Consider the following 15,968-nt stretch of genomic DNA (forward strand, 5'->3'; position numbering starts at 1 on the left):
CGATCAAATTCCGAGCATGAAAAAATACCTACTCCCCCTGGCGCTCCTCGCGCTGCTGATTTCCTGCAAGAATGAACCCAAGGCTGAGGAAGCCGTTGAGGAATTATCCGAAATGGCGGCCCAGGACACGGGCGAGTGGCAATACCTGTTCGACGGCACCTCCCTGGAGGGCTGGCGCGGCTACAATGCGGAGGTGATGCCCCCCGGCTGGGTGATCGAGGACAGCGTGCTCACCTTCAAGACGGAGCTGGGCCTGGAGCAGGATTACGAAGGTGGCAAGGACATCATGTACGCCGCCGAGGAATTCGAAAACTTTGAATTGTACCTGGAGTGGAAGCTGCCCGAGGGCGGCAACAGCGGCATCTTCTACCACGTGAAGGAAGGGTACGACGCCCCGCCCGTGGTGGCCCCGGAATACCAGCTCATCGACGATGAAAACTACGCCCGCATCCACGACCTGACGGAATACAACCTGAGCCTGGGCTATACGGAGAAGCCCGAAGAGCTCAAGCCCCTGCAGTCTACCGGGGCCGACTATGCGATGCACCCGCCGGACCCCGGCAAGACGCTCCACCCGGTGGGCGAATGGAACTCCTCCAAAATCGTGTTTACTCCGGAGCGGGTGGAACACTGGCTCAACGGGGAGATGATCCTGTCCTTCGTGCCCTGGGACGAGGCCTGGGAGGCACAGAAGAACTCCGACAAATGGAAGAACAGCCCGGCCTACGGAACCTTTAAAAAGGGGTACATCGCCCTGCAGGACCACGCCAGCCCGATCTGGTTCCGGAATATCAAGATTCGAAAATTGTAGGCCTGCAAGTTGGAAGCAGCCGCGCCTAAACGCACCCCGGCTGCAATTCACAAGCAGCGCCACTGAAAAAAACAATAACACTACGGAATAAGCCAAACAAACAAGACCATGAACAAACGCGACTTTATCAAGAAATCCAGCCTGGGCGCCCTTGGCGTGGCCCTGGCCCCCTCCTTTTTGCAAAAACTCCAGCTGGGCCCCCAGGACCGCCTGCGTACCGCCCATATCGGGCTGGGCGTACAGGGGCTGGCCGACCTGCAGGACACGGCTTCCCACCCGGCCGTTGAGGTGGTGGCCCTGTGCGACGTGGACAGCACGGCCCTGGCGAACGCCTCGGCACGCTACCCCAAGGCCAGGACCTATACGGACTACCGGGTGCTCCTCCGGGAGATGAAGGACCAGATCGACGCGGTAGTAGTGGCCACCCCGGACCACACCCATGCCCCGGCCTCCCTGATGGCCATGGAACTGGACAAGCCGGTGTACTGCCAGAAGCCGCTCACGCACTTTGTGTCCGAGTCCCGGGCCATGAAAAAAATGGCCGCCGAAAAAGGCCTGGTGACCCAGATGGGCATACAGGTGCACAGCTTTTACGACTACAAACTGGCCACGCTGCTCATCCGCGACGGTATCATCGGCAAGGTGCACACGGTGCGCGCCTGGAGCCCGAAGGAGTGGGGGTATAACGGTCCGGAACCAACTGGGTCCGACCCCGTGCCGGAGGACCTGGACTGGAACCTCTGGCTGGGCACCGCCCCGGAGCGGCCCTACAAAGAGGGCTTCTACCACCCGGGTGCCTGGCGGCGGATCATGGATTACGGCTGTGGCACACTGGGCGACATGGGGGTCCACATCTTCGACACCCCTTACAACGCCCTGGAGCTGGATGTGCCCCGCACCATTATGACTGAGTGCCGCCCGCCAACCGGCTTCGGCTACCCGGAGAACAATACGGTGACCTATGAATTCCCGGGTACGGACTACACGGCCCAATCCCTGAAATGGGTGTGGTACGATGGCCCCGGTGCCCCGCCCGAGCACGAGGACCTGAAGCTGCCCAACGGCGACCCACTCAACGACCAGGGCGCCATGTTTCTGGGCGAAAAGGGCAAGCTCTACCTGCCGCACTTTATGCTGGAGCCCAAGCTCATCGTGGATGGGCAATACCAGGAAATGGATGTGGAGAAGTATGAGCTGGGTACCCCCGTGCGCAATTACGCCAGCGAAGGCCCCAAGCACTACCACGAATTTGTGGATGCCTGCCTGGGCAAGGCGGAGACTTCAGCGCCCTTTGACTACGCGGCCCGCCTGACCGAGACCATCCTGCTGGGCACCATCGCCGGCCGTTTCCCCGGGGAAACGCTGCATTGGGATGCCAAGAAGGCGCGGTTTAAGGAAGGGAAGGCGAACAAATACCTTAAAGGGAAATACAGAAAGTTTTAACGAACCTGCAATCCTGTTTATTTCACAATGCAATAGGGCATATCGATGCGTGTGGGCGCATTTTTGCCGGCTTTGCAAATTCCCCCTTCCCAGGGATATATCAGCATGGGAGCAGGCCCTTAAACAGGTATCTTAAGGGCCATTAAACAACCATAATGACGCCCGGTTATACTTTGGTCAGCAAGATGCTGATGGGCACGGGTTCCCCGCAGGAACCATCCCGGTCATCCGTGAAATTGATGCTTATCGAACTATCGTCATTTTCATCATATGTGGCGGCTACCTGTGGCGGGGAAACGACGATGTTGATATTGGCGCAACCAACTGGGAGGATCACCGATTTCGAAACGACGACCTCTCCGCAAATTAGGCTGAAGCTGAACGAATAGGGGCCAAACCCGCCAAAGGCCGGATACAGCGTCGATGAAAACTCGCGGTCTGCCACGGTTTCCCCCTGGGTGAGCTCGACGGTTTCCGTGGCAAAGGTGTCAATGCCCAGAAGGCCGGGTTGCGTGACCGTCAGCTGATAGGTCCCCAGGAAATCCTGGCCTGCCCCAAAAGGGCAGAACCGGAACATCGTAACCCGGTGACTCAGCCGGCCTGTCGTCTCACCGTCCAGGATAGCCCCCTCTACACCCTCCAGATTGAGGATTACCTGTGTCTGCCCCAACTCCGGCAGCCTGTCATAATTCCCCTGTACGCGCACCCGGGCGATAAATTCGCCGGCCGGAATCACCAGGGAGGACGGATCGATGGTAACTGCATCGGGACCTGCCGGCGAATCGCCGGCGACCGTCAGGTTTACGGACCGGTCCATGTCGGAGACCGTGGTAACGCCAACGATCACCTCGGTGAAATTTGCGCCCGAATCATCCACGGGGTATAATTGGGAAGACCGGTTGAACGCGGCAAGCGCCACGCCGTTTTCCACATCGTAAATAACCCCTTCCGTCCGTTGACAGGATACCAGTAGGATTAGCGAGCAAATGGTATAAAAGACTCTTTTCATCACAATACGATTGAGTTCATATATCTAAGATCCGTATCCGGGGTTTTGTTCCATGTTGTCGTTCCCGACCAGTTCCGCAAGCGGGACCGGCGGGTTGAAACGGTAGTCGGAGACCGGAAGTTCACAATTCTGGACCTGACAGTCCCGCGGGTCCCGGTTAATTCCCGTCCCTGTCAGTTCCCGGGTGCGACGGATATCCAGGTAGCGGTGGCCCTCAAAGGCCAGTTCAATCCTCCGTTCGTCCAGGATGGCCACAACGGCCTCTTCGGGTGATGAAAAACTCTCCGGTGTCGTATCCGAACCAAACCGGGCATCCCGCAGCTGTTTCAGGGTTTGTGCGGCATCCGTCAGATTCCCCTGTCGCGCGGCCGCCTCAGCCTGTATCAGATACATTTCGGACACGCGGAATACCTTCAGGTCATTGACAAATCCAGGGTTCCTGTATTTGCCAATCAGGTGGCTGTTGTCGGCCGGGGCGCTGACTTCTGCCCAGAAATTCACATCGTACCGTACATCGTCCGGATCCAGCCGATCGAATAGCCCGTTGGACATTTCCAGAAAAGGGAAAGGTCCGCCGCCCACATTAAAGTACCAGATTTCCCCGATTGCGAAGTCCGCGGCGGTCCGCCGCAACTTGAAGATCACCTCGGTGTTGTCCGTGTCCCCGAACATTGCCGTATAGGCATCCCGGTCCGCAAGCGGGTATTTTTGGATAAGCGATCCGGCGAGGGCTCCCGCCTGGGCGTATTCCCCGGTATACAATTTTATCCGGGCTTCCAAAGCCGTTAACATATCGGGGTTAACGAATTCCACCCCATTTGATGCTGCCACCAGGTCCCGAGCCATGGACAGGTCATTTTCAATCCCTGCCAGGACTTCGGAAACCGTATTTCGCGGAAGTTCCTCGATGGTCACCACAAAGTCCACATAGGGCACGGCCAATGCGGCACCGTCCGTATAACTGGTGGCGAACCACTGCAAAAGCTCCCAGTGCGCATACGCCCGGAGCCCGAATAGCTGCCCGCGGATATTGCGCAAGGCTGCCTCCTGCCCGTCCTGCAGTTCCACCGTTTCAACGCCATCCAGCACCCGGTTGACCTGGTTGATCAGCGCGTAGCTGGCCCTCCAGAGCGAATCCGCCTCCCGGCTCTGACTGTTGAGGTTGAAATTGTAAAAATCCACCGACTGCCCTCCGCTTTCTGCCCCGATCTTTACCTCATCGGTGATGATGTCGAACCGGATATTGTGCTCCTGCATCGTGGCCCGGGCATACGCCCCATTGAGCCCTTGTTGCAGGTTTTCCAGGGTTTCAAAGGTGTTTTCATCTGAAAGGAAGCCGATCGGGGCCTGGTCCAATTGGTCGTCGCAGGAAATCATCAGTAAGATCGCCCCTGTAAATACTCCTATGGTTTTTATGAAACTTTTCATTGCTGGTTCTTTCGTTTTAGAATGAGATATCCAACCCGATTGTTAGTATCCTGGGTGTGGGGTAGGTAAAGAATTCCTCGATGAGCAGGACACTGGCCTCGGGGTCAAAGCCCCTCCATTTTGACCAGGTCACCAGATTCTCGGCCTGCAGGTAGATTCTCGCGGAGCTGAAAGGGACCCGGTCCAGGGTAGCCTGCTGCAGGCGGTAGGAAAGGATAATATTCCGCAATCGGAGGTAACTTGCATTTTCCAGATAGCGGTCTGTCAACAAATTCCGGGTACTTCCCGCACTAACCCCCGGAATCGCGGTTATATCCCCGGGTTCCTGCCAGATATCCTTCAGGGCAACCGACGTATTCAATGCCCCGATCAACGTGGGGTCTTCCGTGATCCCATAGGAATCGTTTTGCCGGTATACATCCCCCACGAACGTGAAAAGCGCATCCAGTGAAAGCCCCTTATAACTGATAGACGTCCCGAAGCCCCCGGTAATCTCCGGCAGGGTGGATTTGTCCAGGAACACCCGGTTGCTGGTATTGTAATCCAATGTCGGGTTTCCCTCCGCATCCAGGTAGACCGGTTGTCCGCTGGCCGGGTTCACCCCTGCCCAGCGGACCAGGTAGAAACTGTTGAACGGCCGCCCTTCCTGCAGGGCAACTTGCCCCCCCTCGATGAGTTCGCCATCCAACAACTCGGTAATTTCATTCTTGTTGAAAGCGGCATTTGCATTGACCGACCAGTTGAAATCAGGCGTATCCACAAAAGTTACGTCCAGGGAAGCTTCCACGCCCGTATTCTTCATGGAGCCGATGTTCCTTGAAATAATGGGAAACGTGGATAAAAGCGTATTCGGCGTCGCGTAGAAGAGGTCGGAGGTGCGCTTATCATAAAAATCCAGGGTGCCGCGCACCCGTCCCAGCAGCCCAAAATCCAGGCCCACATTCAGCTGTTTGGTCGTCTCCCATTTCAAATCCGGATTGGCCAGGGAAGAAGCGTAAACGGCCTGGGTGTTGTTGTATCCGTTGCCCACCGAATAAAGGTTGCTGGTGAGGGTGGTACCTCCGTAACGGGTTCCTGTGATACGGTCATTTCCCGAGGTGCCATAACTGGCGCGTAGCTTCAACAGGTCCACCACCTGAGAATCTGCCAGGAATTTTTCCCTGCTGATATTCCACCTGCCTGCAACCGACCAGAAGGTTCCCCATTTATTGGTGTCCGAAAACCGGGAGGAGGCATCCTGGCGGATAGAAGCATCCAGGCCATAAACCCCGTCGTAATCGTAATTGAGAATCCCGAAATAAGAGAAGAGGGAGACCTCGGTCCTGCCAGAGAATATCTCCGGAATATAATACTGTTGGAGGTTGTCCAGGGATTCATCCCCTGGGGCAACCCCGGGAAATTCCCTGAGTCCGCCCGGGGCAAAATTGTATCCTTCTATGCGCGGGTCGATCCCGAACCCGGTAAACCCAAAATTGTCCAGAATACCCTTGTTGAATTCAACAAAGCCCGCCACTTTTACCTGATGCTTTTCACTAAAGGTATTCGAGTAAGTCAGCGAGGCGTTTGTGTTGAACTGCACATCGCGTTCCAGTTGTTCGAACTGCTGTCCTTTGAGTTCCGATCCCACATTAGGGATTTCCTGCCCGCGAATACTCAAGGGGCTGATGATATCCAGATCGTTCCTTTGGTTGTAATCCAACCCAAAGCGGCCCGCCAGCCTTAGGTTGGGCATGATCTCGTATCCCCCGTTGAGGGAACCGACCAGCTTGATCTCCTCATCATTACGTGAATTGAGCTTGGTGGAGTTCAGCGAAACATAGGGCATGACATCGAACCCGTCCCGATTGAGACCCACGGTATTCAGGGAACCATCCGGGTTATAGGGATCTAAATAGGGTTTGGCGAGCTGGGCGACCAGCCAGGGATTATAGATATTGCCGGTCCCCGGTCCCTGGGTGAAATTGCTCTTGCTGAAATTCCCCGTGAAATTTGCTGTCAGATCAAAGCGGTCGTCGTTGGATTTGACGGAGAAATTGCTTCGGAAGGTGAACCGCTGCAGGTTGCTGCCCCGAACGGTTCCTCCCTGTTCAAAATAGGAGAGGGAAGAATAGTTGGATACATTCTGTCCCCCGGCGGAAAGGGCTATCTCGTGCATGACGGATTGGCCGGTAAGGGTAATGATATCCGCCCAGTTCGTGTTGATGCCTTCACCGACCAGGAACGCACGCTGATCCGAATTCATCGCGTCGAATAGCGGGTTTCCAGTTTGGCGTTCCAGCGCTATGATTTCCTGGGTATTCATCATTTCGAAGTTGGGGTCCTGTGGGGTTGTAAAACCCGTTTGCGTCCGGTACCTTATATCCAGTTTCGAATTATAACTGGCGGATTTTGTCTTGATTACGATGACTCCGGCGGCGCCCCGGTTTCCATAAAGTGCCGATGCGGACCCATCCTTCAGGACGTTGATCGATTCTATGTCGTTCGGGTTTAGCGACCGGAAATTAGTTTCGTCAATGGGCACCCCGTCCATGATAAAGAGGGGTTCAATATTCCCGCTCAGTGAAGTCAGTCCCCGGACCAGGATTGTACTGTTCGCTCCGGGCTGCCCCGAAACCGCTGCGATCTGCACGCCGGGTATCTGTCCTTGCAGGGTTTGCACAAAACTGGCATTGGGCCGGGCGTCCAGGGCCTCGGAAGACAAGGTGGTAATGGCGGAAGCCACCCGGTTCTTTACCTGACCGGACCCGTATCCCACCAGGACGATTTCCTCCAGCATTTCGGCGCTTTCCACCAACTGGACATCTATGGTATTGGCGTCTCCCACCAACACTTCCACGGCTGACATACCCAAATAGGAAAAGCGAAGGGTCTCGCCCCGTTCCGCCTGGATGTTGTAGATCCCGTCAAAATTGGTCTGAGCGCCCCGGGTGGTTCCCACGACGACGACTGAAGCACCCGGAAGGGGAACATTGTCCTGATCGACAACCGATCCGGTTACAAAATTCTCCTGAGCAAATAAGCTGTTCATGCACAACACCAACATAACGGGTGCCAGCATTAATTGGAGGTTGGTCCGCATAAACTTTAAGTATTATTGGTCAGTAAATAGGTTTCCGGTTTCGAGAAACCGAATTGGTTTTTTTTTTAAATATACATGATTTATTCACCCGGTCTGCTGCGAAACCAAAAAAGACATTTGAAACTTTGGGGTACCCTACCCAATCAGGCATCCCTTTTTACTGAGTCTGCAGGCATCCGGAGACAGGAACCGGTGAAGACAAAAAGTCATCCCTGTCGGCACTTTTAATGTGTTCCGCTACAGACCGGCCAGCCGGGCCTATGTGATTCCCCGGGCTGTCCCTGATTATCTTCTTTCGCCAGTTCCTCCCTTAGATCGTGAAATCGGACTAGTATTTTATTAAATCCCCCCTCACCAACTCCCTCCCATCAAACTGCATCGGCACGGCCACAAGCGTGGAATCCGCCTGGTAGCGTGCGGCCTGAAAATGCAGGTGGGGCTCCTGGGAGAAACCGGAGTTGCCCACGCGGCCCAGGAGGTCGCCCGTTAAAACCCGTTGACCGGGATGCACGGCCACGCTGTTGTGCTGCAGGTGCACCAGGGAAACGATGACCCCCTCGCAATCCAACACCACATAGTTGCCCATCCCGTCCTCCGGGGAGACGTCCATGGAGGCACTTTCATTGTCGGGAACCGTGTATTTCATCTCCACCACCCGGCCCTTGCAGGGGGCGTACACGGGCTCCCCGTAGATGGCGTGGGCTTGATTGGCAGTGGCCCAGAGCTGGTCGGTGGCCATCCCAAAGGCGCCGAGCTTGTTGATGTCCAGCGCATACCACTGGGAGGTGGCGGCGGTGCCATAGTGGTTGTTGATCGTCCGGTTGGATCCCCCGGAGGCAATATAGTAGGTGCCGTCCCGCAGCGGGAAGGTGAGCGGCACGGCTTCCTCCGGGTAGGTCCGCCCGTCCAGGAGCTGGTAAATGGGGCCGACCAGCAGCAGGGCCATTACCATGGCGGCGGTAGACCGGACCCAGCCCCTTATGCCCCGGGGCCACCAGGCAGTTACCTTGGAGCCGCGGCGGATGCACTTTGCCAACGCCAACAGGATGATTCCCACCAGAACGTATTTAAAGTACAGGCTGATGGCGAGCGGCCATTGCCCCCAGAGATACAGGAAGGTAAGCAGCAATACGTACAGGGCCGTGTTGCCCAAAAGGGCCAGGCGCGACCTGGGCCGGATTCGCAGCACTGCGATCAGCACCAGCAGGGAGAGGCCTGTGTGGATAAAGATAAAGAGGAAGCGTTCCATGTGGCCGGGGTTTACTTAAAGGAGCATCCCATGCGGCATTTTGTTACAGTAAGATTGGGGCATTGGCCCCTAAATCCTTAATTTTGAGAAACATTCCAATTGCTGCCCGGCTACCTCCCTTTTGGTGCCGGGCGCAGGTGCGGGGAGCAGAAGATAAAGGAGGCGACTTTTTGAGCCGGGGGAATGTTTTCAAGACCGAACAATCGACTATTGCTATGACACCAAGTACCTGTAATGTGATCACCGGAACGGGATCGTATATCCCCCACAGGAAAATCCGCAACGAAGACTTCCTGGAAAACACCTTTTTTGACTCCGAGGGAAACAAACTGGCAAAAGCCAACCAGGAAATCATTGAAAAGTTCCTGGAGATCACCACCATTGGGGAAAGGCGATATGCAGGGGACGAACTGAATACCTCCGACATGGCTTTTCTGGCTGCGGAAGCGGCCATCGAGGCTGCCGGAGTGGACCGGGAAAGCCTAGATTACATCATCGTGGCCCATAACTTTGGGGATGTGACCACCAGCGGGGGGCATTCGGACATGGTCCCCAGCCTGGCCGCGCGCGTCAAACACAAGCTGGGGATCGAAAACCCGGACACGGTGGCCTATGACATGATTTTTGGTTGCCCGGGCTGGCTGGAAAGCCTGATCCAGGCCCATTACTACCTGAGTTCCGGGGAGGCGAAACGCGCCCTGGTGATCGGCGCAGATATGCTCTCGCGAATTTCCGACCCCCACGACCGGGACAGCCTGATCTACTCGGACGGCGCAGGGGCCGTGATCCTGGAGGCAAGGCCATGCGAAAAGCCCAAAGGGATCCTGGCCCACAAGACCCGGTCGGATACCCTGACGCACTCCGGCATGTTATCCATGGGCCCCTCGTACCGCAGCGGCAACGGGGACAATGACGCCCGGTATCTTAAGATGCACGGCAGAAAGCTCTACCAGTATGCCCTGGAAACCGTCCCGGGTGCCATCCGGGCCTGCCTGGAGAAAAGCGGCGTCCCGATTTCCGAGGTCAGGAAGATACTGATCCACCAGGCGAACGGAAAAATGGACGACGCCATTTTAAAACGGTTGTACGAAAGCTACGGCATGGATGCCCCGCCGGAAGGGGTGATGCCCATGACCATTTCCTGGCTCGGGAATTCTTCCGTGGCCACCATCCCCACCTTGTTGGACCTCCTGCTGAAGGGAGATGTGGAATCCCATGAACTGGAAGCGGGGGATGTTATCATTTTTGCCTCCGTGGGGGCCGGGATGAATGTCAATGCGATGGTTTACAGGATGTAAACCGGCCTTGGCAAATCCGTCAGGACTCCCTACTTTTAGAAGATTCCATTACCAAACCAACCTCCCATGAAATTACACGCATTCCCTTCCCTGATTTTTACCTGCATCCTAACGCTCTATATGGGCCAGACAATCACGGCCCAGGAGGCAAGTGCCCGGGACATGGACGTCCCGGCTGCTTTCTACGAAGGCCTGGAGTGGCGCAACATCGGGCCCAACCGGGGCGGACGCTCGTTAGGGTGTACGGGAAGCCCCAGCCGGCCGAATGAATACTATTTCGGGGCTACCGGGGGCGGCCTCTGGAAAACGGTGGATGGCGGCAATGAATGGAAGCCGGTCACGGACGGGCAGGTCACCAGTTCTTCGGTAGGCGCGGTGGCGGTAGCCGAATCCAACCCGGACATCGTCTATATCGGCATGGGGGAGGTGCAGCTGCGCGGGAGTATTACCCAGGGCGACGGGGTCTATAAGAGCACGGACGCCGGGGAGACCTGGACGCACCTGGGCCTGGAGGAAACCCAGGCCGTGGCGCGGATCCGCATCCACCCGGAGAACCCGGACCTCGTCTATGTGGCGGCCCTGGGGCATCCTTACGGCGAGAATGAGGAGCGGGGGGTTTTCCGCAGTGCCGACGGGGGGGCCACCTGGGAGAAAGTATTGTATGTAAGCCCGAAGGCCGGGGCGGTAGACCTGATCATCGACCGCAACAACCCCGAGGTGTTGTACGCGACCACCTGGGAAGTGTACCGCAAGGCCTGGAAAATGTGGGGCGGGGGCGGCGACAGCAAGCTCTGGAAATCCACGGACGGGGGCGACACCTGGACGGACCTGACGGGGAACCCCGGCATGCCGGAAGGACCCATCGGGAAGATTGGGGTCACGGTATCCCCGGCAGATTCCAACCGCGTTTGGGCCATTGTGGAGGCCAACGAGGGCGGGGTCTTCCGCTCGGACGATGCCGGGCAGACCTGGGAGCGCACCAACGACGAGCGCAAGCTGCGGCAGCGGGCCTTCTATTACTCCCGCATCTACGCGGACCCGGTAGACCGGGAAACCGTCTACTGCCTGAATACGGGCTTTTATAAATCCATGGACGGGGGCGAGACCTTTGACGTCACCATTGAGGTGCCGCACGGGGACAACCACGATCTGTGGATCGACCCGAACAACCCGGAGCGGATGATCAATTCCAACGACGGAGGCGGGAATGTAAGCATCAACGGGGGGAAGTCCTGGACGGAGCAGGATTATCCCACCTCCCAGTTCTACCATGTGATGGCCACCAGCGATGTGCCTTATCATGTCGCCGGGGCCCAGCAGGACAACTCCACCCTGGCCATGCCCAGCGACGGCTGGGAGCACATGCAGGCCCGCGGGCCCAACCACGGCTGGTGGTACGACATAGGCGGGGGCGAGAGCGGCTGGATTACCCAGCACCCGGAAAACCCGGATATCTTCTATGCGGGCAGCCAGGGGGCACTGCTCACCCGCTACGACCGCAGCAACGGGCAGGTACGCGACATCCAGGTGTATCCGCGTTTCTTCTCCGGGGAACCAGCCGATGCGCTGCCCGAACGCTGGCAATGGACCTTCCCCATCATGTTTGCCAAACAGGACGCAAACGTGATGTATACCTGTTCCCAGCACGTCTGGAAAACCACGGACGATGGGCAGTCCTGGGAGAAGATCAGCCCGGACCTCACCTATGCGGATCCCAGCACTCTGGGCAAGACCGGCGGGGTGATTACCATGGACATGAACGGGCCGGAGATCTATGCCACGGTATTTGCCCTGGCGCCATCCTGGCACGACATCAATACCATTTGGGCCGGGTCGGACGATGGGAAAATGCACATTACGCGCGATGGGGGCGGCACCTGGGAGGATATTACCCCGGAAGGCCTGCCGAAGTTTTCGCGCATCAGCATCATTGACGAGTCCCGCCACCGCCCGGGGACGTTGTTCCTGGCGGCCAACCGCTACCAGGTGGACGATCGCCAGCCCTATGTCTTCAAGACCCATGACTACGGCAAGACCTGGACAAAGATCGTCAACGGGATTCAGGACGGTCACTTTGCCCGCGCCGTCCGGGAAGATCCGGAGCGGCAGGGCCTGCTCTTCCTGGGGACGGAACACGGCGTATATTTCTCCATGGACGACGGGGCACACTGGCAATCCCTGCAGGGCGACCTGCCGGATACCCCCATACGGGACCTGGTGGTCAAGGACAATGATGTGGTGGTGGGTTCCCACGGACGCGGTTTCTGGATCCTGGACGACATCCGGCCCCTGCGGCAGTACAGCCCCGGGATGGAAACACAGGCGGCCGTGCTCTTTGAGCCCGCCGATGCGATCCGGGGGGGATACGATGCAAATGTGCAGTATTACCTGAAGGAGGAACTGGATACGATCACCTTCGAGGTACTGGATGCCGGTGGCAACCTGATCGACACGTTTACCGGCAGCAAGCCCAAGTACGAAAAAGACCCGAATATCCCCTGGTGGATGCAGGGCGGATCCAGCAAGCCCACCACGGCCAAGGGCCTGAACACCTTTACCTGGGACCTGCGCTACCAGGGCGCTACCGATTTTGAAGGGATGATCATCTGGAGCGCGCGGCCCACCCGCGGGCCCAAGGCGCCTTTGGGCGCCTACCAGGTGCGCATGAAAGCCGGGGGCGAAACCCAGACCCATTCATTCTACATCCGTATGGACCCGAATTTGAAAGGCGTCACGGAAGCCGACCTGCAGGAGCAGTTTGAGCTCTCCCGCCAGATCGTGGAGAAAACAAGCGCTGCCAATGAGGCGGTGATCCGCATCCGGGAGATCCGGGCCCATCTGGAAGGGAACAGGGACAAACTCGGGGCATCCACCTATAGGCGCACCGCCCAGCCCTTCCTGGACAAGCTCGCCGCTATAGAACAGGAACTCTACCAGGTGAAGAACCAGTCCAACCAGGACCCACTGAATTTCCCGATCAAGCTAAACAACCGCCTGGCCTCCCTGCGCCGCAGCGTGGAAACCGGGGATGCAAAACCCACCGACGGGGCCTATAAGGTCTTCCGGGAGTTATCCGCAGAACTGGAGCAGCACCTTTCTGAGATGGAAAAGGTAATTGCCGGGGATGGGGCCAAGGTGGATAGGGCGCTGGGGAATGCCGGAGCCGCAAAGCTTCCGGCGGAGAACCAGTAGGGATCCTTTTTCGGGAGACTACTTTCAGGCGATTACGCCCTTCTTTAAAAACCTACCCGGCCCGGGCAGTTTAGCCCCTGCATTTATTTTTGTAGGAAAAGGATTATTTTTCCCATTTTGGACAATTCACCCAAAATTCCGGCGTTTAAACGAAATACCATACGGGAAACCCCTGAGAACGAGTTTAACCTCTGTAACCTACAAACCCCAACTATGGATTTCAAAAGTACCCCCATGTCCCGTTTTGGACTCGCCCTTTTGGCCGTTTGCTTTGCGGTGGCCGCCCAGGCCCAGCAGCAATGTGCCGTATTCAAAAGTGAAATAGGCGATGTACAGAAATACGAACAGGAGGTCAACCACCTGGTGGATTCCCTGAACACCTATGCGGAAAAAGCCGCCTATGCTGCGCGCTTTGACGAGGGCCGGACCAATGCCAAGAAGGTACAGTACCTGGCCGGGGAAGCCCTGGCCGCCGCCCAGGAGGCGATGAACTATGCCGGCGAGGCCCAGTACCATGCGGAAGTCTGCGGGATCGATGCGGTGGTTACCTATGCCATCAGGGCGGAGGAGCTCTCCATCGACGTGCGCGACCTGGCCGAAACGGCCTATGTGAATGCCAAGAAGGCAAGTACTGCCGCCAAGCTAGGCGACATCCACTTTTATATGCGCCGCTCCCTGCAGGCATCCATCGACGCCCGCAAGATCTCGGAAAAAGCCACCTGGGCCGCCATGGACGCCCACGCCAGCTGCACGCATACGGACGATGTGGCGACCGGAAAGAATTAATCCGGCAAACTAAAAGTACTAAACCCGCAACCGGAAAGGACAAAACCTACTGCTGCTTTCCGGCTTTTGCTAACTCAAAAATGCGAAAACCCGCTGCGCCCATCGGCGGGTTTTTTGTTGGTTGCCATCGGCCTGCCAGGGCCTGCCACCCCATTTTTCATTATTTTAGCGACCCTGTTTGATTGCTATGGAAAAAGACGCTGCCTCCCCGCAGATTTACATTATTGGCGCCGGCATCAGCGGCCTGGTCGCTGCCCGGAAATTGGAAGAAGAAGGCTATCGCCCCGTTATCCTGGAGGCGACAGACCGCCCGGGCGGGCGGGTCAAAACGGACCGGCACCGTGGCGCGCTCCTGGACCACGGTTTCCAGGTACTGCTCACTGCCTACCCACAGGCCCGCAAAAAACTCGATTACGCGGGGCTCAAACTCCACCGGTTCAAACCCGGTGCGCTGATCTTCCAGAGGGGGCGCTCCCAGCGCATCGGCGACCCGCTCCGGGACCCGGGCAGCCTCTGGCCCACCCTGATCGCATCGGTGGGCACGGTGGGCGATAAATGGAAGATCTTTGCACTTTCCAACCGCCTCAAGCGCAAGTCCCTTGCAGAGATATTTGCCGCCGAATCCGAAACCACCGGGGACTACCTGCGGGGCCTGGGGTTCTCCCGGCGGATCATCGACCACTTTTTCCGGCCGTTCTTTACCGGGATCTTCCTGGAAACGGAACTGCGCACCTCCTCCCGCATGTTTGAATTCACCTTCAAGATGTTCAGTGAGGGTTATGCCGCCCTGCCCGAAGCGGGCATCGGGGCCATCCCGGAACAACTGGCCGGGGCCCTGGCCAAGACGGAAATCCGCTACCGGCAGGCGGTAGACGCGGTAGGGGAAAAGGAAATCACCCTGGCAACGGGGGAAACCCTCCCCGCCGATGGGGTTGTATGTACAACACCCCTTGACACCACGTCCGGGAAGGTGCAACCGGGTGCCATTCGATGGAAGCGCTGCGACAACCTCTATTTCACCACGGATTCCCGACGGTTCCCGGAAGGCCTGATCGGGCTGGTGGCCGATGGGGGCGCGCTGGTAAACAACCTCTATTATCCCTTCGGGCAATCCGTGGACGGGGATCCGCTCCTGTCCGTTACCGTGGTGCGCCCACACGAACTGGAAACCGAGGACCTCGTGCAACAGGTACGGGAGGAACTGCGCCGGCTCTGTGGCATCGAGGCCAAGGCGTTCATTCGCCGCTATGCGATCGAACGGGCCCTGCCAGACCTGGAGGAGGTCCGCCTGGAGTGGGGGGCTTCCCGTGGCCCGGGGCAGGCTGGGGCACCATCGGTCGTGCTGGCCGGGGATTTCCAGGTAAACGGTTCACTCAACGCCGCCATGGCATCGGGGGAGGCGGCGGCTGCAGCACTCATCCGGAGGCTTCAGGCCCCCTCATAATGAAAAACCCCCCTGCGGCGGCAAGGGGGTTTGACAAATCAACAATCAAAGTGAAAGGGACTTCACGTCCTTCCGGCTGTGGACTCAATTTGCCGTGCAGCATGTAACCGGTGATCGTGCAGCCGTGCCGGATGCAACCGCTGATCGAACCGTACCCCATCCGTATGCATATCTGCCAGTAGGGGAGTGTAGGTATTCGTCTTCTTTTTCATAGTGGTAATCTTTTAAT

At 57.6% G+C, this 15,968-nt stretch carries 11 protein-coding genes; 6 read left to right on the top strand and 5 right to left on the bottom strand.

The window, feature by feature from the left end:
- The first annotated feature begins 16 nt into the window (after positions 1-16).
- Positions 17-811 (top strand): DUF1080 domain-containing protein, encoded by a 795-nt coding sequence (locus H7F20_RS03095; protein WP_185784666.1) that lies wholly within the window; start codon positions 17-19, stop codon positions 809-811.
- Between the two features lie 108 nt (positions 812-919).
- Complete coding sequence (locus tag H7F20_RS03100) at positions 920-2,254, top strand: Gfo/Idh/MocA family protein (RefSeq protein ID WP_185784667.1); 1,335 nt, start codon at positions 920-922, stop codon at positions 2,252-2,254.
- Positions 2,255-2,420: 166 nt separating this feature from the next.
- Here H7F20_RS03100 and H7F20_RS03105 read toward each other — a convergent pair whose 3' ends face one another.
- The 4 genes from H7F20_RS03105 to H7F20_RS03120 all read right to left on the bottom strand — a co-directional run bounded on the left by H7F20_RS03105 (position 2,421) and on the right by H7F20_RS03120 (position 9,019).
- On the bottom strand, positions 2,421-3,263 hold the full coding sequence (locus tag H7F20_RS03105) for a hypothetical protein (protein WP_185784668.1): 843 nt from the start codon (positions 3,261-3,263) through the stop codon (positions 2,421-2,423).
- 24 nt (positions 3,264-3,287) lie between these two features.
- On the bottom strand, positions 3,288-4,691 hold the full coding sequence (locus tag H7F20_RS03110) for a RagB/SusD family nutrient uptake outer membrane protein (RefSeq protein ID WP_185784669.1): 1,404 nt from the start codon (positions 4,689-4,691) through the stop codon (positions 3,288-3,290).
- 16 nt (positions 4,692-4,707) lie between these two features.
- Complete coding sequence (locus H7F20_RS03115; protein ID WP_185784670.1) at positions 4,708-7,749, bottom strand: SusC/RagA family TonB-linked outer membrane protein; 3,042 nt, start codon at positions 7,747-7,749, stop codon at positions 4,708-4,710.
- A 349-nt stretch (positions 7,750-8,098) separates the two neighbouring features.
- Positions 8,099-9,019, bottom strand: a complete 921-nt coding sequence (locus tag H7F20_RS03120; RefSeq protein ID WP_185784671.1) for a M23 family metallopeptidase — start codon at positions 9,017-9,019, stop codon at positions 8,099-8,101.
- Positions 9,020-9,234: 215 nt separating this feature from the next.
- Between H7F20_RS03120 and H7F20_RS03125 the strand changes: the two genes are divergently transcribed.
- The 4 genes from H7F20_RS03125 (at position 9,235) to H7F20_RS03140 (ending at position 15,739) form a co-directional block, all read left to right on the top strand.
- Positions 9,235-10,317, top strand: a complete 1,083-nt coding sequence (locus H7F20_RS03125; protein WP_185784672.1) for a 3-oxoacyl-ACP synthase III family protein — start codon at positions 9,235-9,237, stop codon at positions 10,315-10,317.
- 66 nt (positions 10,318-10,383) lie between these two features.
- Positions 10,384-13,509 carry a glycosyl hydrolase gene (locus H7F20_RS03130; RefSeq protein ID WP_185784673.1) on the top strand — a complete coding sequence of 1,042 codons (3,126 nt, stop codon included), beginning with the start codon at positions 10,384-10,386 and terminating at the stop codon, positions 13,507-13,509.
- A gap of 213 nt (positions 13,510-13,722) precedes the next feature.
- Positions 13,723-14,295 carry a hypothetical protein gene (locus H7F20_RS03135; RefSeq protein WP_185784674.1) on the top strand — a complete coding sequence of 191 codons (573 nt, stop codon included), beginning with the start codon at positions 13,723-13,725 and terminating at the stop codon, positions 14,293-14,295.
- Positions 14,296-14,482: 187 nt separating this feature from the next.
- Positions 14,483-15,739: an NAD(P)/FAD-dependent oxidoreductase gene (locus tag H7F20_RS03140; protein WP_185784675.1), complete on the top strand. Its 1,257-nt coding sequence runs from the start codon at positions 14,483-14,485 to the stop codon at positions 15,737-15,739.
- 62 nt (positions 15,740-15,801) lie between these two features.
- Here H7F20_RS03140 and H7F20_RS03145 read toward each other — a convergent pair whose 3' ends face one another.
- Positions 15,802-15,951, bottom strand: coding sequence for a hypothetical protein (locus H7F20_RS03145; protein WP_185784676.1), 150 nt, complete (start codon positions 15,949-15,951; stop codon positions 15,802-15,804).
- Positions 15,952-15,968: the final 17 nt, after the last annotated feature.

Source organism: Robiginitalea sp. SC105, from assembly GCF_014243345.1.
In the GTDB taxonomy this organism is placed as follows: domain Bacteria; phylum Bacteroidota; class Bacteroidia; order Flavobacteriales; family Flavobacteriaceae; genus Robiginitalea.

Coding starts and splice junctions, on each gene's coding strand:
- H7F20_RS03095 (WP_185784666.1), top strand. CDS start 17: ATGAAAAAATACCTACTCCCCCTGGCGCTCCTCGCGCTGCTGATTTCC.
- H7F20_RS03100 (WP_185784667.1), top strand. CDS start 920: ATGAACAAACGCGACTTTATCAAGAAATCCAGCCTGGGCGCCCTTGGC.
- H7F20_RS03105 (WP_185784668.1), bottom strand. CDS start 3,263: ATGAAAAGAGTCTTTTATACCATTTGCTCGCTAATCCTACTGGTATCC.
- H7F20_RS03110 (WP_185784669.1), bottom strand. CDS start 4,691: ATGAAAAGTTTCATAAAAACCATAGGAGTATTTACAGGGGCGATCTTA.
- H7F20_RS03115 (WP_185784670.1), bottom strand. CDS start 7,749: ATGCTGGCACCCGTTATGTTGGTGTTGTGCATGAACAGCTTATTTGCT.
- H7F20_RS03120 (WP_185784671.1), bottom strand. CDS start 9,019: ATGGAACGCTTCCTCTTTATCTTTATCCACACAGGCCTCTCCCTGCTG.
- H7F20_RS03125 (WP_185784672.1), top strand. CDS start 9,235: ATGACACCAAGTACCTGTAATGTGATCACCGGAACGGGATCGTATATC.
- H7F20_RS03130 (WP_185784673.1), top strand. CDS start 10,384: ATGAAATTACACGCATTCCCTTCCCTGATTTTTACCTGCATCCTAACG.
- H7F20_RS03135 (WP_185784674.1), top strand. CDS start 13,723: ATGGATTTCAAAAGTACCCCCATGTCCCGTTTTGGACTCGCCCTTTTG.
- H7F20_RS03140 (WP_185784675.1), top strand. CDS start 14,483: ATGGAAAAAGACGCTGCCTCCCCGCAGATTTACATTATTGGCGCCGGC.
- H7F20_RS03145 (WP_185784676.1), bottom strand. CDS start 15,951: ATGAAAAAGAAGACGAATACCTACACTCCCCTACTGGCAGATATGCAT.